This is a genomic window from Streptomyces massasporeus (genome assembly GCF_014648995.1).
GTDB lineage: Bacteria > Actinomycetota > Actinomycetes > Streptomycetales > Streptomycetaceae > Streptomyces > Streptomyces massasporeus.
The window spans coordinates 32,378-51,886 of sequence record NZ_BMSE01000015.1 but is presented as its reverse complement, the minus strand read 5'-3'; the positions used below and the strand labels follow the sequence as shown (position 1 = coordinate 51,886).

General features: G+C 70.0%; 16 protein-coding genes. 8 read left to right on the top strand and 8 right to left on the bottom strand.

The window, feature by feature from the left end:
* Positions 1-48: 48 nt before the first annotated feature.
* On the bottom strand, positions 49-675 hold the full coding sequence (locus tag IE153_RS28305; RefSeq protein WP_189592631.1) for a hypothetical protein: 627 nt from the start codon (positions 673-675) through the stop codon (positions 49-51).
* Positions 676-786: 111 nt separating this feature from the next.
* On the bottom strand, positions 787-1,350 hold the full coding sequence (locus IE153_RS28300) for a dihydrofolate reductase family protein (protein WP_189592630.1): 564 nt from the start codon (positions 1,348-1,350) through the stop codon (positions 787-789).
* A gap of 269 nt (positions 1,351-1,619) precedes the next feature.
* On the opposite strand from IE153_RS28300, the gene IE153_RS28295 reads away from it, so the two are divergent.
* The 5 genes from IE153_RS28295 (at position 1,620) to IE153_RS28275 (ending at position 5,908) form a co-directional block, all read left to right on the top strand.
* Positions 1,620-2,291: a pyridoxamine 5'-phosphate oxidase family protein gene (locus IE153_RS28295; RefSeq protein WP_229829212.1), complete on the top strand. Its 672-nt coding sequence runs from the start codon at positions 1,620-1,622 to the stop codon at positions 2,289-2,291.
* Positions 2,292-2,482: 191 nt separating this feature from the next.
* Positions 2,483-3,277 carry an ABC transporter ATP-binding protein gene (locus IE153_RS28290; protein WP_189592628.1) on the top strand — a complete coding sequence of 265 codons (795 nt, stop codon included), beginning with the start codon at positions 2,483-2,485 and terminating at the stop codon, positions 3,275-3,277.
* Between the two features lie 9 nt (positions 3,278-3,286).
* Positions 3,287-4,048: an ABC transporter permease gene (locus tag IE153_RS28285; RefSeq protein WP_189592627.1), complete on the top strand. Its 762-nt coding sequence runs from the start codon at positions 3,287-3,289 to the stop codon at positions 4,046-4,048.
* A 15-nt stretch (positions 4,049-4,063) separates the two neighbouring features.
* Positions 4,064-4,855, top strand: a complete 792-nt coding sequence (locus IE153_RS28280) for a MerR family transcriptional regulator (protein ID WP_189592626.1) — start codon at positions 4,064-4,066, stop codon at positions 4,853-4,855.
* Between the two features lie 165 nt (positions 4,856-5,020).
* On the top strand, positions 5,021-5,908 hold the full coding sequence (locus IE153_RS28275; protein ID WP_189592625.1) for a universal stress protein: 888 nt from the start codon (positions 5,021-5,023) through the stop codon (positions 5,906-5,908).
* Between the two features lie 4 nt (positions 5,909-5,912).
* Here IE153_RS28275 and IE153_RS28270 read toward each other — a convergent pair whose 3' ends face one another.
* Positions 5,913-6,938 carry a 6-phosphofructokinase gene (locus IE153_RS28270; RefSeq protein WP_189592624.1) on the bottom strand — a complete coding sequence of 342 codons (1,026 nt, stop codon included), beginning with the start codon at positions 6,936-6,938 and terminating at the stop codon, positions 5,913-5,915.
* 258 nt (positions 6,939-7,196) lie between these two features.
* Between IE153_RS28270 and ppk2 the strand changes: the two genes are divergently transcribed.
* Entirely contained in the window at positions 7,197-8,000 is an 804-nt protein-coding gene (gene ppk2, locus IE153_RS28265; RefSeq protein WP_189592623.1) for a polyphosphate kinase 2, read from the top strand.
* Between the two features lie 75 nt (positions 8,001-8,075).
* Here ppk2 and IE153_RS28260 read toward each other — a convergent pair whose 3' ends face one another.
* The 5 genes from IE153_RS28260 to IE153_RS28240 form a co-directional block, all read right to left on the bottom strand.
* A complete protein-coding gene (locus tag IE153_RS28260; RefSeq protein ID WP_189592622.1) occupies positions 8,076-9,809 on the bottom strand; it encodes an amylo-alpha-1,6-glucosidase in 1,734 nt (577 codons plus the stop codon).
* A 93-nt stretch (positions 9,810-9,902) separates the two neighbouring features.
* Positions 9,903-10,727, bottom strand: a complete 825-nt coding sequence (locus IE153_RS28255; RefSeq protein WP_189592621.1) for a carbohydrate ABC transporter permease — start codon at positions 10,725-10,727, stop codon at positions 9,903-9,905.
* The gene (locus IE153_RS28250) at positions 10,724-11,707 is read right to left on the bottom strand and encodes a carbohydrate ABC transporter permease (RefSeq protein ID WP_189592620.1); all 984 of its coding nucleotides are present in this window, start codon (positions 11,705-11,707) and stop codon (positions 10,724-10,726) included. Before IE153_RS28250 ends, IE153_RS28255 begins: the two co-directional genes overlap by 4 nt.
* 10 nt (positions 11,708-11,717) lie before the next feature.
* On the bottom strand, positions 11,718-12,959 hold the full coding sequence (locus IE153_RS28245; RefSeq protein ID WP_189592619.1) for a sugar ABC transporter substrate-binding protein: 1,242 nt from the start codon (positions 12,957-12,959) through the stop codon (positions 11,718-11,720).
* A gap of 135 nt (positions 12,960-13,094) precedes the next feature.
* Positions 13,095-14,123: a LacI family DNA-binding transcriptional regulator gene (locus tag IE153_RS28240; protein ID WP_189592618.1), complete on the bottom strand. Its 1,029-nt coding sequence runs from the start codon at positions 14,121-14,123 to the stop codon at positions 13,095-13,097.
* Positions 14,124-14,672: 549 nt separating this feature from the next.
* On the opposite strand from IE153_RS28240, the gene IE153_RS28235 reads away from it, so the two are divergent.
* Both IE153_RS28235 and IE153_RS28230 read left to right on the top strand, forming a co-directional pair.
* Complete coding sequence (locus tag IE153_RS28235) at positions 14,673-18,326, top strand: LamG-like jellyroll fold domain-containing protein (RefSeq protein WP_189592617.1); 3,654 nt, start codon at positions 14,673-14,675, stop codon at positions 18,324-18,326.
* Positions 18,327-18,576: 250 nt separating this feature from the next.
* Positions 18,577-19,491 (top strand): hypothetical protein, encoded by a 915-nt coding sequence (locus IE153_RS28230; protein WP_189592616.1) that lies wholly within the window; start codon positions 18,577-18,579, stop codon positions 19,489-19,491.
* The last annotated feature ends 18 nt before the right edge of the window (positions 19,492-19,509 follow it).

Genomic DNA, 19,509 nt, shown 5'->3' with positions numbered 1-19,509 from the left:
GGCGAGTGCCACCGGGCTCAGGTGGCCGCCGGGCCGCCCGTCCGGGCATCACGGGTTCGCAGGCATCTCCACCTCCGTCGCCGTCCTGTCGGCCTCCGAGGCCGAGGAGGCCACGGCCAGAAGAGCGGAGCCCAGGGCGAAACCGAGCATGGTGAGGACTCCTCGGGGCCAGAAGATGTGGCTGTCCCGGAACGACCAGCAGGCGGCCAGGAGAACCACGGCACCCGGCAGCACCCGCGCGCCGTGCCGGCGCCAGAGCAGCGTGCTCGTGGCGAGTACGGCCAGAGTCAGCCCGTAGGCACCCGCCCGGCCCAGTTCGTCACCGGTCGCGAACAGCCGCCCGGCCGCCCCGTGGACTCCGTGGTCGACCACGACGCCGGCCGAGATCCCGGCCACGGCGTCGAGCCCGGCGTAGTACGCGGAGTAACAAAGCGAGCCGGCCCAGGCGAGCAGTGCCAGAACTCCATCGATACCGCGAAACGACCTCCCCCTCAGGGGCAGGACCAAGCCGAGCACGAGGAACGGAAAGACGGGCAACAGGGCGATGTGCAGCGCGATCCAGTGGCCCGCGGTGGCAGCGGTCAGATGCGCTGGATGCATGATGCCTGCCGCGGCCAGCAGCAGAGGGGCGAGGGTCACCAGTGCCGTGGCGCGCAGCGCGGGAAGGGGTGTCATCGGGTCACCGTAGGAGACGCTTCGGCGCGAGGAAGGCGTCGTCCAGGGCGCGTAAGACACCCGTAAGCTTCCCGGTTCCATGCGACTCCGCGAGGAGTCACACCACTTCACCTAGCGCGCCACGCGGTGGCGGAGATGGACGACCCCGGAGCTGAAGGTGCGCGTCTCGACGAGCTCGAGATCCACCCGGCGCTCGTCCCGCGGGAAGAACGGGATGCCACCGCCGACCAGCACCGGGTAGACCATGGCCCGGTACTCGTCGATCAGACCGGATGCAGCGGCCTGGGCGGCGAGGGTCGCGCCGCCGAGGGCGATCTCCCCCTCCCCCGGCTCGGAGCGCAACCGCTCGATCTCCTCCTCCAGACCGCCGGAGACCAGGCGGGCATTGCCCTGCACCGACGTCAGCGTCTTGGAGAACACCACCTTCGGGAGCGGATTCCAGAGGGAGGCCCATTCGAGCTGCGCATCGTCGAGCGAAGCATCCTGATCGGCGGTCTCCCAGTACAGCATCGTCTCGTACAGCCGCCGTCCCAGCAGATGGACGTCGACCTGTCGGATATCTTCGATCCAGAAGCGGAAAACATCCTCGTCCGGCCCCGTCCAGTCGAAGCCTCCGTCCGGCCCGACGATGTAGCCGTCAAGGGAAACGTTCATCGAATAGGTCACGCTGCGCATCGGAAGTCCTCCCGGAAGACAACGGTTCCATCCATTCTTCACACAGATCCCCGAATTCTCCGCGAAGGGCCATCGGCTCGGCGGCTCCGGCATCTGACCGCCCTACTTCCCCTCCCCCGCCGGAACGTCCGAACGGTCTGCTCTACCCTCATGTGCGTGGCCGATCACCGCTATTCGGCCTCCGAGGGGATCGGCAGAGTCACCTGCGCCGGTAGGACCACCGGAGCAGGGCTCGGATGCAGGCGTTGGCTCGCCTGTCAGGAGGACCGTTGCACCAGGACGAGCGGGCAGACCGGCCCGGAAGCCACGGAGAACACGAGATCCAGCACGAGTTGGCCACCACCGGCCGCGCTGATCGCTTCTACGACGAGCAGGTGCTGGACCGGCTCAACCCCAGGATGAAGGAGTTCGTGGCCCGGCAGGAGATGTTCTTCCTCGCCACGTCGGACAGCCGCGGTGAATGCGACAGCACCTTCCGGGCCGGCCCACCCGGTTTCCTGCACGTTCTCGACGACGCGACCCTCGCATACCCGGAATACCGGGGAAACGGCGTCATGGCGTCGCTCGGCAACATCCGCGAGAACCCGCACGTCGGCCTCCTGCTCATCGACTTCTCCGTGGATCGCATCGGTTTGCACATCAATGGCCGGGCCCGCCTGATCCCCGACGAGACCATGCGCCGTGACCATCCCGCCCTGCCCTTCGATCCGTTGCCGGGGCGCCGTCCCCAGATGTGGGTCGAGGTCGAGGTCGAGGAGGCGTACATCCACTGCTCGAAGCACATACCAAGGCTGGTCAAAATGCCGCTGCGGCCCCGGAGCGAAGACAGAGAGCCCACAGCCACCGCAGGCGAACAGGCCTGGGGCACGGACGACGTCAAACGCAAAGGCGGCGACTATTTCGAAGCGGCGAAGGCGAAAAACAATCAGGCCGTACGGTGATCCGGGCCGGATCCTGAACCACCGCTGGATCCCGGCGCCCGCCGGCATCGCTTCACGGGACACCCCGCACCCGCGATCTGTATGCGCTGGTCAGGGCTCAGCTTGACCTTGACGCCGGGGCAACCCTCGATCCTTCTTGCAGGAGCCTCCACGCAGTCCGCGGGAAAGGCTCCGCCGAGGAGGGAGGGGCCATGACGGCCCGATCGACCGCCGTTCCGGCGATTCGCGTGCAGGGTCTGGAGAAGTCGTACGGGACGCTCAAGGTGCTGCGCGGCGTGGACTTCGACGTGGCGCCGGGCACCGTCTTCGCCCTGCTCGGCTCCAACGGGTCGGGCAAGACCACGAGCGTGAGAATCCTCGCCACGCTCCTGAAACCCGACGCGGGAACGGCCGTCGTCAACGGCTTCGATGTCGCCACTCAGCCGGCGAGGGTGCGGGAGTCCTTCAGCCTCACGGGACAGTTCTCGGCCGTCGACGACATCCTCAGCGGCCGCGAGAACCTTGTTCTCATCGCCAGGCTGCTCCACCTCGACGACCCGGGCTCGATCGCGGACGACCTGCTCGACCGCTTCTCCCTGACCGACGCGGGCGGGCGGAAAGTGTCCACGTATTCGGGTGGAATGCGCCGTCGTCTGGACATCGCGATGAGCCTCGTCGGGAACCCCCCGGTGATCTTCCTGGACGAGCCGACGACCGGTCTCGACCCCGAGGGGCGCATCGAGGTGTGGCAGACGGTCAAGGAGCTTGCCGGGCACGGCGCGACGGTCCTGCTCACCACGCAGTACCTCGACGAGGCCGAGCAGCTCGCCGACCGGATCGCGATCCTCCACCAGGGGCGGATCATCGCGAACGGCTCCCTGTCCGAACTCAGGCAACTCCTCCCGCCCGCCACGGTGGAGTACGTCGAGAAGCAGCCGACCCTGGAGGAGATCTTCCTCGCGGTCATCGGCGGCGACGACGAAACCGCCACCATCACGAACACGTAGGGAACGAGGATGACCCCGTACTTCTTCGGCGACACCGTGGTGCTCACGGGACGGTCCCTGCGCCATGTCACGCGCAGCATGGACACCATCATCACGACCGTCATCACGCCGGTCGCCATGATGCTGATGTTCGTCTTCGTGTTCGGCGGCGCGATCGACACCGGGACGACTTCGTACGTGAACTACATGCTGCCCGGCATCCTGCTCATCACCGTCGCGTCGGGCATCTCCTACACCGCGTACCGGCTCTTCGTCGACATGAAGAGCGGGATCTTCGAGCGGTTCCAGTCCATGCCGATCGCACGGTCGGGCGTGCTCTGGGCACACGTCCTCACGTCGATGGTCGCCAACCTGCTCTCACTCGCGATCGTCGTGGGTGTCGCCCTGCTCATGGGCTTCCGCTCGGGGGCAGGAGTGCCGGCATGGATGGCGATCTCCGGCATCCTGTTCCTGTTCACCCTGGCCCTGACCTGGATCGCCGTGATCCCCGGACTCTCCGCGGCATCGGTCGAGGGCGCGGGGGCGTTCGCCTACCCACTGATCTTCCTGCCGTTCATCAGCTCGGCGTTCGTGCCCACGCGGACCATGCCCGGCCCGGTGCGCGCCTTCGCCGAGCACCAGCCCGTGACGTCCATCGTGGACACGATCCGCCGCCTGCTCGCCCAGCAGCCGGTCGGCGGCGAAGTCTGGACCGCCCTCGCGTGGTGCGTCGGCATCCTCGTCGCGGCGTACGTCTTCGCGATGGCCGCCTACCGCCGGAAGATCGCCTGAGGCAGTCTGAGACCCATGCTCACCATCAGCCAGCTGGCGGCGTACGCCGGGGTGACCGTGCGGGCGGTGCGCCACTACCACCAAGTCGGGCTGCTGCCGGAGCCCGAACGCGACCGGTCCGGGTACCGGAGCTACGACGCCGCAGCGGTCGTGCGGCTCATCCGGATCCGCACCCTGGCAGATGCCGGCGTGCCGCTGGCCCGGGTGCAGGAGCTCCTCGACGCCGGCCCGGAGGAGTTCGCCGAGGGCGTCCGAACCATCGACACGAACCTGCGCGCCGAGATCCGGCGGCTGCAGGGCACCCGCAAACGGCTCGCCCGGCTCGCCGCCGGGGAGCACCTGGCGCTCCCGGGGAGCGTCGTGGGCTACCTCGACCGGCTGCGCGGTCTCGGTGTCGTGGAGCGGTACATCGAGATGGAGCGGGACGCCTGGATCATGATCGCCGCTCAGGTGCCGCACCTGATCGACTTCGTGATCGCCAAGAAGCACGAGCAACTGGACGACCCCGACATGGTGAAGCTCTACAGCTTCTTCAGAGGCGCGCTGGACTGGCCGGCCGACGATCCGCGGGTCGTCGAGGTCGCCGACATCGTGGAGCGCCTGATGATGCGCGCCGTGGAGGCGGGTGAGGTGGGTGCCCTCGGGCTCGACGACCAGTTCGTCGACCTGCTGGACTCGACCATGGTCCAGTCCTCACCGGCTGCCGAGCGGCTGGTGGCGATCCTGGAGGAGCGGGGCTGGAGGGGCTGGACGCGCGTCGAGCGAGTGCCCGCCGAACGGCTCCATACCGGCCTTCCGCCGACCTAGGCCTAGGAAAGGGCGCTCCGGGCACCGGTGCCCTGCCGTGCGGGGGACCGGCCGCCGATGTCGCCCCGTACCCGGTCCGGGCGCCGTAGCCGTCCCGTCGTGGAACAGTGGAGAGGGGCATGGGCCGGGAGCCCGCGAGGGTGCGGGCGGAGTGAGGAGGCCGGGATGCGGCTCCCTGTGCTGGTGGGTATCGACGGGTCCGAGCGTGCCGCGGCGGCGGCCGATCTGGCGGCACGGGAGGCGGCGCGGCGCGGCGTTCCGCTGCGGCTGCTGCACGCGTCTCCGCAGCTCCCCGGAGCCCTCGTTCCGGGTCCGGCCCTGCACCGGCTGCGCGACATCGGCGCCCAGTCGCTCCAGCGGACGGTCGCCAGCCTCGCCGACCGTCACCCGGACCTCCGGGTGGATAGCGTGCAGTCCGACGACGCCCCGGCCGGGGCTCTCGTGGCCGCGGCAGGTGATGCGGGGCTGCTCGTCGCCGGCATGCGCGGAACGGGCGGGTTCGAGGGGCTGGCCGTGGGCTCGGTGGCTCTGCGGGTGGCGGTAGCGGCCCCCTGCCCCGTCGTGCTCGTCCCGCACCGCACCGGCGCCTTCGCGGAGCAAAGCCGCGCAGCGCACAGCACCGGTCCGGTCGTCCTGGGATTCGACGCGCACCGGCCGGTCGGTGAGGTGGCCGACTTCGCGTTCTCGGCAGCCGATGTTCACGCCGCGCCGCTGCACGTGGTGCAGGCCTGGGCCTTTCCCGCCGAATCCGTCTCCTCACGGAGCCTGGTGGTGACCGAGGAGGACCGGGCGGACTGGGAGGACCAGGAGGTGCTGCGGCTGTCCGACGTCCTGCGCCCGTGGCAGGAGAAGTATCCCGGGGTGACCGTAGGCAGCGATCTCATGCTGCTCCACCCCGCGGAAGCGCTTCTGAACGCCTCCGGGGATGCGGACCTGCTCGTCGTGGGGCGCCGCGCCGAGCCGAGGGCGGCAGAAGGCCGTCTGGGGCCGGTCGCCCACGCCGTGCTGCACCACGCCCGCTGCCCGGTGGCGGTCGTGCCGCACGGAAGGTGACCGCTCAGCCGTAGAAGGCTTCGAACTCGTCGTACAGCGACGGGTCCACCACCTTGTTCTGCGCGGTGGCGTCCGCGAGGGGGACGCGAACGATCCGCGTACCCCGCAGGGCGACCATGCGGCCGAAGTCGCCTTCCTTGACCGCGTCGATGGCATGCAGGCCGAACCGGGTGGCGAGCCACCGGTCGAAGGCGCTGGGTGTGCCGCCGCGCTGGATGTGGCCGAGGACCGTGGTGCGGGCGTCCTTCTCGGTGCGGGCCGAGATCTCCTGGGCCAGCCACTCTCCGATGCCGGACAGCCGTACATGGCCGAACTCGTCCAGGGACTGGTCCTTGACCATCAGCTGTCCCTCCTTGGGGACCGCCCCTTCGGCCACGACGACGATCGGCGCGTAGTTGATCTCGAACCGGCGTTTCACCAGCTCACAGACCTGATCGATGTCGAAGGGCCGCTCCGGGATGAGGATCACGTTGGCACCGCCCGCGACGCCGGCGTGCAGCGCGATCCACCCCGAGTGCCGCCCCATCACCTCCACCACGAGGGCGCGCATGTGTGACTCCGCGGTGGTGTGGAGGCGGTCGATGGCCTCCGTCGCGATTCCGACGGCGGTGTCGAAACCGAAGGTGTAGTCGGTGCCCGAGACGTCGTTGTCGATGGTCTTCGGCACACCGACGAGGTTGATCCCCTGCCGACTGAGCTCCGTGGCCGCTCCCAGCGTGTCCTCGCCGCCGATCACGACGATCGCGTCCACCTCGTGCGAGGCGAGGGTGTCCCGTACCCGTCGCAGCCCGTCCTCGTGCTTGAACGGATTCGTGCGGGAGGACCCGAGGATGGTCCCACCGCGGGGCAGGATCCCCCGGACGCTGGAGATGTCCAGCGGAACGACGTCGTTCTTGAGCAGGCCGAGCCAGCCGTCCCGCACACCGACGAAGTCGAACGCGTATTCCTGGACGCCCTTGCGGACGACACTGCGGATCACCGCGTTGAGGCCGGGACAGTCACCGCCGCCGGTCAGTACTCCGACCCTCATGGGCTTTCTCCCATCCGCTGCGCACCTCGTCCGTCCGCGCGCGCCGCTCACGGCGCCCGGAGACCGCAGTCGGCCCTCGGACCGCCGCCTTCCCTCCAGCCTCCCCCGATTCGATCTGCGGTGGCCACTCGGGCGGGCCCTTCCGACGACGGTCCTGTGCTGTCGCCGCCGGCGGAGCGGCACGTCGTGCGCGGGCTCCGGCAGGACAGTACGGTGCAGGAACGGAGGTTCGACGGCACCGCGGCGTGCGGAGGCGGCATGACGAACGAGCAGGCGGCGAAGGTGCCGCGCAAGGCGTACGAGAAGGAACTGCTGCGCCTGCAGACGGAGTTGGTGAAGCTCCAGGAGTGGGTGCGCGCCGAGGGTGCCCGGCTGGTCGTCGTCTTCGAGGGGCGGGACGCGGCCGGCAAGGGCGGGACCATCAAGCGGGTGGCGGAGCACCTCAACCCGCGTGTCGCGCGGATCGCGGCGCTGCCGAAGCCCACCGAGCGCGAGCGCACCCAGTGGTACTTCCAGCGGTACGTCGAGCACCTGCCGGCCGCCGGGGAGATCGTGCTGTTCGACCGGTCCTGGTACAACCGGGCCGGTGTCGAGCATGTGATGGGCTTCTGCTCGAAGGAGGAGCACCAGCTCTTCCTGCGCCAGTGCCCGATCTTCGAGCGGATGCTGACCGAGGACGGCATCCTGCTGCGCAAATACTGGTTCTCGGTGAGCGACACCGAGCAGCAGGAGCGTTTCCGCCGGCGTCTCGAGGACCCGCTGCGGCACTGGAAGCTGTCGCCGATGGACCTGGAGTCGATCAGCCGCTGGGAGGCGTACTCGCGGGCGAAGGACGAGATGATGGTGCACACCGACATCGCGGAGGCCCCGTGGTACGTCGTCGAGAGCGACGACAAGCGCCGCGCCCGGCTGAACATGATCGCCCACCTGCTGGACTCCGTGCCGTACCACGAGGTGCCCCCACCCGTACTGGAGCTGCCGGCCCGCCCCCCGTCGACCGGCTACCAGCGCCCGCCGCGCGACCTGCAGACCTACGTCCCCGATCACGCGGCCCGACTGTGAGAGACGTCGTGCCCCGGGCTCCGGGTAGACGGTGACCGCGGGGCGGCCACCGATGACTCGGTTCCCGGCCTCCGGTCAGCGTGCGTCTCGGTGGGCGTGTGCTTCGGCGAGGAGGAGGTAGCTGCTGGCGGTCCAGGTGTAGGCGCGGTCGCGCAGGCCCGTTCCGGTGAGCGCGTCGAAGTTCTCGGCGAAGCCGTGGGTTTCGCACAGGGCGCGGAAGCGGGCGCTGATGTCGTCCGCGAGGCGCTCGTGGCCGGCGCGGCGCAGGCCGTCCTCGATGAGGACGGTGGCGGGGGCCCAGATGGGGCCGCGCCAGTAGCCGTCGGCGAGGTAGTGCGGTGAGGTGGGCAGTTCGGTGGCGAGGCCGTACGGCGTGAGGTGGGCCTTGATGTGGTCGGCCAGCGTGCTGCTGACGTCGGGGGGCAGGTGTTCGCCGAGGACGACGGGCATCAGGTCGAGGAGGCTGGAGCTGGTCCAGGTGTCCCCGGTGTCGACGGCCCGGGCCACGAACCGGTCGGTGGCCCAGAGCCGGTCGAGCAGCGCCGTCTGCGTCTCCTCGGCCGCCCGTGTCCACCGGCGTGCCTGGTCCGGCTTGTCCAATGCGGTGGCCAGGTCGGCCAGTTCATGCAGTTGGAGGACGAGGAAGGCGGCCAGGTCGGCGCTTTCGATGACCCGCGCGGGGTCGAAGGTGGTGGCGTTGTCCCAGCCGCTGTCGTTGCCGTGCTGGTAGTGGGGCAGGTCGGCGTCGGGGGCTCGCCGGGCGGTGAGCCAGAAGCCCGTCCAGCGTTCCAGCCGGCCGTAGGTCTCGGCGAGCTCGGCAGGGCCGGGAGAGGTCGGCAGGCGGCGGCGCAGCCGGCCGGAGGTCCAGCCGTGGATGGGCGGTTTGACGAAGTTGTAGAGCACTTCGGAGTGGGTGACGGAGTCGGGCAGGGCGCCGCTGTCGTCCTGGTGGTCGAAGGGCAGGGCGAACTGGTCGAGGGCCAGGTCGGGGCAACCGGGTGCGAGGGCGAGGGCGTTGAAGCAGTGGTCCCAGCTCCAGACCTTGTCCATCCAGTGCTTGGACATCAGCACCGCGGGCCGGGTGACGAGCCCGGTGGGGCGTACGGTCGCCGACCAGACGACGTAGGCGGCGAGTTCGGCGGCGGGGGTGGCGGAGGAGCGCCACGGGGCCACCCGGTCGACGAACTCCGCGAACGAGCGTTGCTCGGACTCGGTGATGGCGTCGAACGTCGCCGGGGACGCGTACGGCGGGCGGGCGGTGTCGAGTTCCTCGATCGCGATCTCCCAGGGACCGTTCGCCTCCGACGTCAGGGTGAGGCCGCGGTGGCCGCCGCCCAGGCTCTGGGTGCCGGCGTCGGTGACGGTGCCGGACAGCACGGTGACGCGGTAGCGGCGTCCGGTCTCGTAGGAGGTGAACACGTACGCGTCGGCGGCCGGGTCGCGGAAGAAGTACGTTCCGCTGAACGGGGTGAGGGTCCGCGCGGCCGCGTCGACGCTCATGCCCAGGCCGCACCCCCGCAGGCGCACGGTGTCGGGCGACTCGTAGGAGAGGTCGATGCGTCCGCTCTCGCCGATCCAGCTGAGCAGGCCCGGTGTGGTCTCGACGCGGGCTTCGGCCCGGTCGCCCGTCGCCGGATCGAGCGGGACGAGACGCAGGACGGCGTGCATGCCGTTCTGGTGCGAGACGAGGTGGAGGTCCTCGGCGTAGGTCTTCTCCGCCACCACGGGTGAGATGTCGAACCAGGATCCGTGCGTGCTGAACGGGATGTCGTGGACGGAGAAGGCCGGGCCGGATCGGGCGGCGGTCATGACGCTGACTCGTTTCTCGAGCAGGGGTCACCGGCCGGCTGACGCGCAGGCGGCTCGGTGGTGACGGGAGGGGGGAAGGGGGTCGGTCGCGGGTCAGTCCTTGACGGCCCCGGCGGTCACTCCGGCGGCGACGTAGCGCTGGGCGAGGACGAGGATGACCGCGGCGGGCAGCGAGGCCACGACGGCGGTGGCCATGATGGCGTTCCACTCCTGGTTGTTGTTGCCGATGTAGTGGTAGATGCCGAGGGTGATCGGCTCGTGGGCGCCGCCGTTGACGAGGGTGCCGGCGAAGACGAAGTCGGACCAGGACCACAGGAACGCGAACAGGGACACCGTGACGACGGCGTTGCGGCTCATCGGCAGGACGACGGACCAGAAGGTCCGCAGGGCTCCCGCCCCGTCGGTCTTCGCGGCCTGGAGCAGCTCGCCGGGGATGCCGGACATGAACGCGGTGAAGATGAGGACACCGAAGGGGACGGCCAGCGTGGAGTCGGCCACGATCAGGCCGGGGACGGACTGGAGCAGGCCGAGGCTGAGGTAGATGGCGTAGAAGCCCATCGCCATGATGATGCCGGGGATCATCTGGGCGGCCAGCAGGACGAAGTTGAGGATGCCACCGCCGCGTGGGCGCAGTTTGGCCAGGGCGTAGCCGGCGGGGGCGGACAGGGCGATGGTCAGGACGACGGTTCCGAGGCCGATGACGAGGCTGGTGCCGAGATAGGGCAGCTGCTCGTGGAGGACCGTGCGGTAGCCGTCCAGGGTGCCGTGGGTGGGGAAGAGGTCGGGTGGGCTCTTGCGCATGTCCCGGTCGGGGGTGAGGGACACGTTGATCATCCAGTAGACCGGGAAGAGCATGAATGCCGTCAGGAGCAGTCCGAGGGCGGTCTTCCACCAGGTGCGGCCGGTGCGTCGGTTCATGACAGCGCCTGCTTCCGCTGGACCTTGAGGTAGATCAGGCCGAACACCAGGGCGGCGACGACCAGCAGGTTGCCGACGGCCGCGCCGGGTCCGAAGGCGGGCAGGAGATTGCCGAAGCCGAGCTGGTAGGACCAGGTGGCGAAGGTGGTCGACGAGTCCGCCGGGCCGCCCTTGGTCATGATCCAGATGATGTCGAACACCTTGAGCGTGTAGATCAGGCCGAGCAAGAGAGTGATCGCGGACACCGGGCGCAGCAGCGGGAAGGTGATGCGCCAGAAGCGCTGCCAGGCGCCCGCGCCGTCGAGGGCGGCGGCCTCGTACAGGCTCGCGGGGATGGACTGCAGGCCGCTGTACAACACGACCAGGTTGAAGGGGACGCCGATCCAGATGTTCGCGATGATCACCGAGGTCAGTGACCAGGACGGTGAGGTCAGCCAGTTCACCGGGGCGATGCCGAGGGCGTGCAGGGCGGCGTTGACGACCCCCGAGTCGCTGTTGAGCATCCACGACCAGGTGGACGCCGACACGATCAGCGGCAGCAGCCACGGCACCAGGAACAGCGCGCGCAGGGTCGCCGACAGCCGGAAGTGCCGACTGAAGAAGACCGCGAGGGCGAGGCCGATGGCGTACTGGAAGACCAGGCAGACGGCGGTGAAGAGCGCGGTGTGGAGCAGGGCGGGGGCGAAGGTCGGGTCGTCGAGGACGGTCCGGTAGTTCTCGATGCCGGTGAAGGGCGCGTTGCCCTGGACGAAGGAGCGGACGGTGTAGTCGCGCAGGCTGAGGTCGAGGTTGCGGTAGAGCGGATAGGCGTAGAAGAGGGCCAGGTAGAGGGTCACCGGGGCGAGGAAGGCCCAGGCGGCCCACTGCGGGGAGGTCGGACGGCGCCGGGCGCGCGCGGGGGCCGGGGGCGGGGCGACGGTGGCCGCCCCGTTCCGGACGGGCGCGGACAGGTGGTCCGGCGGGTGGGTCGTCTGCTTCATCGGGCCCTCGTCACTTCACCGCGGCCTGCGCCGAAGCAAGCGCGTCCTTGGGCGACTTGGCCCCGCTGAGGGCGGACTGGACGGCCTTCCACATCTGCTCGGAGATCTTCGGGTACGTGGTGCCCAGGTCGTCGCTGGTGCGTCCCTTGGCCGCCTTGACCGCCGCGACCCAGGGCTTCAGTTCGGCGTTCGCCGCGACCTGCTTGGCCTGGACCTCGCTGGTGGGGGCCACGTAGGACAGGGTGGTGTCGGTGTCGTACAGGTTCTGGGTGCTGGTCAGGCAGGTCGCCAGCTTCTGGGTGGTGGCGTAGCGGCCGGTGTCGCCCTGGGTGGGGATGGTGACGAACTCGCCTCCGGTGGGGGCTGCGGCGCTGCCTCCGTCAGCGCCCGGTATCGGCAGGACGCCGTAGTCGAAGCCGGCCTTCTTCGCGTTGGCGAGCTGCCACGTCCCGTTCTCGGCGAAGGCGTAGTCGCCGCCGGCGAACTCCTGCCAGCTGGTGGTCTGCGTGTTGTTGATGACGGAGTTGGGGGCGTAGCCCTCCTTCAGCCAGTCCTTCCACAGCGACAGGGCGGACGCGGCCTGCGCGGAGTCCAGTGCGGTCAGCTCGGCTCCCGCGCCCCAGAACCACGGCAGGAACTGGAAGCTGCCCTCCTCCGTGCCGATCGCGGAGAAGGTGATGCCCTTCTTGCCCGCCGCCTTCACCTTCGCCAGCGCCGCCGTCAGCGACTTCCAGTCCTTGACCGAGGCGATGTCCACCCCGGCCTCCTTCAGGACCTTCTTGTTGTAGTAGAGGGCGAGGGTGTTGGCGCCGATCGGGGTTCCGTAGGTCTTGCCGTCCGACTGGCCGGCGGCGAGCAGGTTGGGGTCGGCCTTCGAGGTGTCGAGCTTGTTGTCCTCGGTGCTGGTGAGGACGCCCGCCTCGGCCAGGGTCGACACCACGGGGTTGTCGACGATGAGGACGTCCGCGGAGTTGTCCTGCTGGGCGGCCAGCAGCGCCTTGTTCGCCAGGTCGCTGGTGTCGTAGCCGGTCCTCTTGACCTTCACCCCGGCCTTGGCACCGCACGCGTCCAGCAGCTTCACCCAGGCCGAGCCCTTGGCGAACTGCGGGTACGGGTCCCAGACGGTGTACGTGCCGCTGTCCGAGCCCTTCGCGTCGGCGCTGCCCGACCCGGAGGAGCAGGCGGCACCGGTGACGGCGACGACGGTCGACAGGGCCACCGCGGTGAGCCGGCGCCTTGAGGAGCTGTGCATGGCAAGTCCTTCGTTCTGGGCACACGTGTGCCGTGGGAGTGGTGGCTGGGGGGAAGCGGGCACTCCGAACCGGCGAGGGTGAGGAGCTCGGATGCTCGTGAAGAGGGAGAGGAGTGAGGGGGCTGCGCCGTGCGGTCAGGCTTCGGGGAAGGAGGTGCCGGTCGCGGGCCCGGTGCTGGCCCGCAGCGAGATCGGCGGTGCGAGCAGGTGGTGGCGGCCCGGCGCGGTGGGGTGCTCGATCCGCTCGACGAGCAGGTCGACCGCGCGCCGGCCCATCTCCTCGGCCGGTACGTCCGCCGCGGTGAGCTGCGGGGTGACCGTCTCCGCCCACCGGCTCGCGACGACTCCGGTGACGGAGAAGTCACGCGGTACGTGGCGGCCCGCCTTCGCGAGCCCCCGGTACAGGCCGCCCAGTGCGGCCTCGTTCAGTGTGACCAGGGCGGTGGTGGCCGGGTCGTCGTGCAGGATCCGCTCCAGGCAGGCCTGGCCGGACGCCGCGTCGTCGCCGCAGCAGTACGTCCGTACCGTGAGCCCGCGCTCGGCCGCGGCCTTGGTGAAGCCGTCCAGGCCGCGGTGCGCGGACTCGTACCCGGCGCGCAGCAGTTGCTCGGGCCGGTTGACGAAGGCGACCCGGCGGTGGCCGAGGTCGGCGAGATGGTGGACACAGGCCGCGGCGAGCGCCGTGTGGTCCAGGCTCACCCACCAGCCGTTCTCCGGATGGGCGGTGCGGCCGATGGCGACGGCGGGGAATTCCAGTTCGGCCAGGTGGTCGACCCGGTCGTCCTCCAGCCTGATCTCCATCAGGATCGCCCCGTCGACCCTCCGCTCCCCCAGCAGCCGCTGGAACGAACGGTCGCTGTCGACACCGCTGGGCGACAGCAGCACGTCGTAGTCGTGCACCGCCGCCGCCTCCACCACGCTGCCGATGAAGTCCAGCTGCATCCCGGTGTAGTGGTTGCCCGCGGGCGGGAAGACGAGGCCGATGGTGCTGGTGCGCCCGTTGGCGAGGGCTCGCGCGCTGGCGTTGGGCCGGTACCCCAGCTCGTCGATGACCTGTTGGATCTTGCGACGGGTCTCCTCCGAAACCGAGCGCTTGCCGCTCAGCGCGTAGGACACGGTGCTCCGCGAGACACCGGCCCGCTTGGCGATCTCACCGATGTTCACGGCGGCTCCTTGCTCGAACCGGTTCGACACCTCGTGGGAGGGAGCGCTCGCCGGTCGCGAGGGTGAGGGGTGGGACGGGGGACGACGGCCGGTTGTCGAACCGGTTCGCGTGAAGTGAACGTAGAAACTGCCCGAATACCTGTCAACACCCTTGACCACACTTTCTCGATCCGCCCGCGGATTGGGGGCCTCCTTCTGGCCTCCTTCTGCCGGAGGGATTGCTGGGCGGGTTTCCCGGTGCTAGCTTCGCGAACCGGTTCGACGAAGTGATCCTTCCGGCGAACCCGGGCTGCTCCCGTACCCCCGGGGAGGCGAGCGGCCGCCTCCACCGCCCGGAGACGTGCCTGCGGCCCGGGAAATCGAACCGATTCGACCGACATCGACCTCCCCACGCACTCTTCTTGCCCGGGCCATCCCGTGTACGAGCAGACGGCCGAGTCCGGCCGGCCGGAACCGCCCACCTCCCGGAACCGCCCGCTCCCGGAGCCCTCTCCTCCCGGAACCGCCCACCTCCCGGAACCGCCTACTCAGAGATCGAGGACGCCATCCATGCCATCCGCTGACAGATCCGCCCCGCGACGGGCATCCGCCGCCGTGACGCTCGCGCTCGGCGCGGGCCTGCTGGCCGCACCTGCCGCCCCCGCGCAGGCGGCTGAGGCGCCCCGGCCCGCCGCCCGCTACACCTTCGACCAGGACGACATGGCCTCCGGGAAGATCACCGACAGTTCCGGCAACGGTCTGACGGCAGACCTGGTGAACGGCTCGACCGCTCGGTCCGTCGAGGGCACCGGCGGAGGCAAGGCCCTCGCCCTGCCCGGCGGCGCGTCCGACGCCGACGGCGCGTACGTCCGCCTCCCCCGTGCCGTGGTCGGCGACGCGGCCGACCTGACGGTCTCCGCACGCGTGAAGTGGAGCGGCGACAAGTCGCCCTGGCAGCGGATCTTCGACCTGGGCACGAACACCACCAAGTACCTCTTCAGCACGCCCTACAACGGCGGCGGGCTGTTCCAGACCTCCGTGACCACCGGTGGTGGGGGCGCCGAGGCCCAGGTGCGCGGTTACGCACCGCTCCCCGCGGACGAGTGGCGGACCGTCACCGTCACCCTCGACACCTCCGCGGGCCGGCTCACCACGTACCTCGACGGCGTGGCGGTCTCCTCCGCCGAGACCGGCATCAAGGCCAAGGACCTGCTGGACGCCTCGGCCACCGCCGCCGGGTACATAGGCAAGTCCCTCTACCCGGACCCGCTGCTCAAGGGCGCGATCGACGACTTCACCGTGTGGCACGCCGCCCTGAGCCCCGAGCAGGTGGCCGGTACGGTCGGGTCCGTGCCCACCCTGCAGCAGCTCTCGAAGACCTCCTTCGAGGCACGCACCACGACCGGGACCGCCCCGTCGCTCCCCACCGCCGTCCGCGCCTCGTTCTCCGACGGCTACGACCGCGACACGCCCGTCACCTGGGACGCCGTCCCCGCCGAGAAGTACGCCGCGCCGGGCACCTTCACGGTCGCCGGAACCGCGGCCGGACGCGCGGTCGAGGCCACCGTCACCGTGGTCCGCGAGGGTCAGCTCACCGTCGACCTCGGCTCGAACACCGGCGCGTTCCACGGCGGCGCCTCCGGCACCCTCTACGGCGTGTACGGGCCGGACGTCCCGACCAACAACCTCATGGAGGGCATGGGTCTGCGCACGGTCTCCACCAAAGCGCAGGACGGCCCGCAGCACCCCGGTGCCGACGCCCTGGAGGTGGTCAAGCCGCTGGCCGACTCCACCGACGGTGACGTGTACATCTACATGACCGACATCTACCGCGGCTTCCCCTACCAGTGGCCGGGCGACACCCCCGCGGAGAAGCTCAAGGGCTACGAGGAGAAGATCGCCAAGCAGGTCGACCAGGTCCTGAAGCTGCCGAAGCAGTACCAGGACAACATCGTCTTCGTGCCGTTCAACGAGCCCGAGGGCAACATGTTCGGCACCGGCGAGTGGAGCTACGACAAGGTCAGCTGGCTCAACGACCCCGACGACTACTTCGCCGCCTGGGACCAGGTCCACAAGCTCATCAAGGGCAAGATGCCGAGCGCCCGCATCGCCGGACCCAACACCAGCGTCCTGTACGACCAGGTGAAGGGCTTCCTCACCCACGCCCTGGCCGCCGGCACCCTCCCGGACGTCATCACCTGGCACGAACTGAGCCACCCGGAGGCGGTGCGCCAGAGCGTCGCCAAGTACCGGGCGTGGGAGAAGGACCTGTTCAAGGGCACCGACAGGGAAGGTACCCGACTCCCCGTCAACATCAACGAGTACGCGTTCAACTACCACACCTCGGTGCCCGGCCAGATGATCCAGTGGGTGTCCGCGATCGAGGAGGCCAAGGTCGACGCCGACATCGCGTACTGGAACATCGACGGGAACCTCTCCGACTCCGCCGTGCAGTCCAACCGCGGCAACGGCCAGTGGTGGCTGCTGAATTCATACGCCTCGATGAGCGGGCACACCGTGAAGGTGACCCCGCCGTTCCCCGGCGAGAACTACACCATGCAGGGCGTCGCCACGCTCGACGAGAAGAAGAAGCAGTCCCGGCTGGTCTTCGGCGGCTCCACCGGCAAGGGTCACATCACCTTCGCCGGCGTCCCGAAGAAGGTCTTCGGCAAGCGCGTGCACGCCTGGGTGCGGGAGATCGAGTGGAGCGGACAGGTCGGCGACTCGTCCGGCCCGAAGCTGCTCGCCGAGTCGAACCTGAAGGTGGGTGAGGACGGGACGGTCGCGCTCGACTTCGGCGACGGCACCCTGCCGAAGCTGAAGGAGTCCTCGGCCTACGAGGTGGTCCTCAGTCCGGCAGGCGAGGCGAAGGGCACGCAGGCCCCGCCCGTGCGCTGGCAGTCCTCGTACGAGGCGGAGGACGCCGCGCACACCGGCTCCGGGTGGACGAAGAACGGCCCGGAGGGCTCGCCGCGTGACGTGTCGAAGTTCTACACCTCCGGCGGCTACGACGTCGGCGGCCTGCGCACCGGCTCGGACGTCGCACTCGACTTCACCGTGGACGTGCCCGAGGACGGCACGTACGACCTGAGCGTCTTCGCCAACTCCCTCAACACCTTCGACAAGGTCAAGGAGCAGGGCCCGACCAACGTCTTCCTGCGGGTGGACGGCAAGGCCGGCAGCGAGCAGGAACTGCACCTGCCGCTCGGCTACAAGTGGGTCGTCTGGGACCACACCGACACCAAGGTGCAGCTCACCAAGGGCAAGCACACGCTGACGCTCGCCGCGAAGAGCGCCGACGGCAAGCGCGTCACCAAGGGCGACGCCATCGTCGACCGCCTCGCCCTCTCCCTCCCCCGCGCCTCGGCGGACACGCAGGTCTACGAGGGCGAGCTGGCCTGGCCGGCCGGCGGCGCACGTCCCGTCTACGACCTTCCGAAGCCGGCGGCGACCGGCTCGGGCGCGGTCCGCCTCGCGAAGGGCCAGAGCGCCACGTTCTGGGTCTACTCGCCGGCCGACCGCGAGGCCACGCTCAAGGTCGACACCCTCGGCGGCAGCGGTGCCCGGCTCTCCGTCAACGGCCACGACGTCCTGCGCCTGGCCAAGGGCAGTACCCGTGCGGCGGTCTCCCTCTCCGGCGGCGTCAACAAGGTGACCGTGACCGGGGGTCCGGCCACGACCCTCGTCGACCGCCTCACGGTCACCCCGACCGAGGGCACGCTGCCGACGCGCACGTACGAGGCCGGGGACGCGCGGCTCGCGGGCTCGGCCACGCTCACCCCGCTCTCCCTCGCCACCGGCGGCACGGCGATCACGGGCATCGGCGGCGCCCCGGGCAACGGCAACACCGCGACGTTCACCGTCACGGCCGACCAGGCCGGTCTGTACGCGCTGCGCATCCGCTACTCCAACCCGGAGCAGTCCGAGGCCACCCACTACAACCCCGACCCGCTCGCCCGCCACGCCGACATCAGCGTCAACGGCGGCGACGCGCGGCGCGTCGGCTTCCCGCACAGCTTCCACCAGAACAACTTCTGGGAGCTGACCGTCCCGGTGCAGCTGAAGAAGGGGAAGAACACGATCGGCTTCCGCTCCGAGGAACTGCCGAACTTCGACGGCACCACCTACGCCTCGGACACGTTCCCGGGCGTGCTGCTCCGCTCCCGCTACGCGCCGCTGATCGACCGGATCACCGTCGCACCCTACGCGCGGGAGGTGCGCTGAGATCAATCCTCCGCTGAGGTCATTCCTCCGCTGAGGTCATCTCCTCCGGGAGCGCCGTGAGGCGCATGGACTCCGTACAGCGGTGCTCGTCGTCCCTGACAGCTGTCAGGGACGACGAGCACGTCCGGGCCCTTAGGGTCGCCGCAGGCAAGGCCGACCGGGCAACGGGCGGCTCCGCCGCATACGTTGTCGCGCTTTCGGTGAACCCCGGGCAGCTTGGAGCTGCCGTGGGGTCGGTGAGGAGTAGCCCGTGCGGTTCGACCGGCGTCTTTCCACCGTCGCGACGGTTCTCCTGGCCCTGGCCCTGACTCTGCCGGGCTGTGGACCGGCGGAGAGGCCCGCTGCCGAAACGCGTCCCTCCGCGCCCGAGGGCGCCTCCCTCACCGAGGCGCAGCTCGCGGTGATCGACCGGGCGGAGCTGGTGCTGACCAAGAAGTGCATGGCCCGGCACGGTCACCCCTACTGGGTGGCCCCCTCGATGCGCGCGGACGAGTTGCGTGCGCCCGGGTACGTGCTGGACGACGTGGGCTGGGCCCGCCGGCACGGCTACGGCGGACGCATACAGCAAAAGGCCCTCGCCACCAAGCGGCACGACCGCAACATCGCCTACCGGGCAGGTCTGTCCGAGGCGGAAGCCCGCGCCTACGTCCGTGCGCTCTCCGGTGGTCCCGGCACTCCGCTGCTCACCATGCCCCTGCCGGGCGGCGGAAAGGTCCGGGCGAGCAACGGCGGCTGCGAGGCCGAGGCGAGGAAGCGGCTCTACGGCGATCCGTCGGTCTGGTTCCGGACGGACAAGATCGCGACGAATCTGACGCCCCTCTACGTGCCGCGGCTGCTGGGCGACGAGCGTTTCACGAAGGCGCAGCGACTCTGGGCCACGTGCATGCGTCGGGCCGGGCACTCCTACACCGACCCCACCTCGATCCGTTCGGCGCTGCCCCGGCTCACCCAGGGCCTCGACGCCGGCCGCGCGCACACCATCGAGGTGCGCCTCGCCGTCGCGGAAGCCACCTGTGCCCGCAGTACGGGCTTCGCCGAGACCGCCCGCCGGCTGGAACGGGAGCACAGCGCCCCCGTGCGCGCACGGTACGCGCGGGACATCGCCACGCGTGACCGCCTCCAGCGAGCGGCACTCACCCGCGCCGAGCGGCTCCTCGGCGCGTAGAGCCCCCGCGGCGGACCG

Bases quoted from the DNA above. Each gene is read 5' to 3' on its own strand.
- IE153_RS28305 (WP_189592631.1), bottom strand. From the start codon at position 675: ATGACACCCCTTCCCGCGCTGCGCGCCACGGCACTGGTGACCCTCGCC.
- IE153_RS28300 (WP_189592630.1), bottom strand. From the start codon at position 1,350: ATGCGCAGCGTGACCTATTCGATGAACGTTTCCCTTGACGGCTACATC.
- IE153_RS28290 (WP_189592628.1), top strand. From the start codon at position 2,483: ATGACGGCCCGATCGACCGCCGTTCCGGCGATTCGCGTGCAGGGTCTG.
- IE153_RS28285 (WP_189592627.1), top strand. From the start codon at position 3,287: ATGACCCCGTACTTCTTCGGCGACACCGTGGTGCTCACGGGACGGTCC.
- IE153_RS28280 (WP_189592626.1), top strand. From the start codon at position 4,064: ATGCTCACCATCAGCCAGCTGGCGGCGTACGCCGGGGTGACCGTGCGG.
- IE153_RS28275 (WP_189592625.1), top strand. From the start codon at position 5,021: ATGCGGCTCCCTGTGCTGGTGGGTATCGACGGGTCCGAGCGTGCCGCG.
- IE153_RS28270 (WP_189592624.1), bottom strand. From the start codon at position 6,938: ATGAGGGTCGGAGTACTGACCGGCGGCGGTGACTGTCCCGGCCTCAAC.
- ppk2 (WP_189592623.1), top strand. From the start codon at position 7,197: ATGACGAACGAGCAGGCGGCGAAGGTGCCGCGCAAGGCGTACGAGAAG.
- IE153_RS28260 (WP_189592622.1), bottom strand. From the start codon at position 9,809: ATGACCGCCGCCCGATCCGGCCCGGCCTTCTCCGTCCACGACATCCCG.
- IE153_RS28255 (WP_189592621.1), bottom strand. From the start codon at position 10,727: ATGAACCGACGCACCGGCCGCACCTGGTGGAAGACCGCCCTCGGACTG.
- IE153_RS28250 (WP_189592620.1), bottom strand. From the start codon at position 11,707: ATGAAGCAGACGACCCACCCGCCGGACCACCTGTCCGCGCCCGTCCGG.
- IE153_RS28245 (WP_189592619.1), bottom strand. From the start codon at position 12,959: ATGCACAGCTCCTCAAGGCGCCGGCTCACCGCGGTGGCCCTGTCGACC.
- IE153_RS28235 (WP_189592617.1), top strand. From the start codon at position 14,673: ATGCCATCCGCTGACAGATCCGCCCCGCGACGGGCATCCGCCGCCGTG.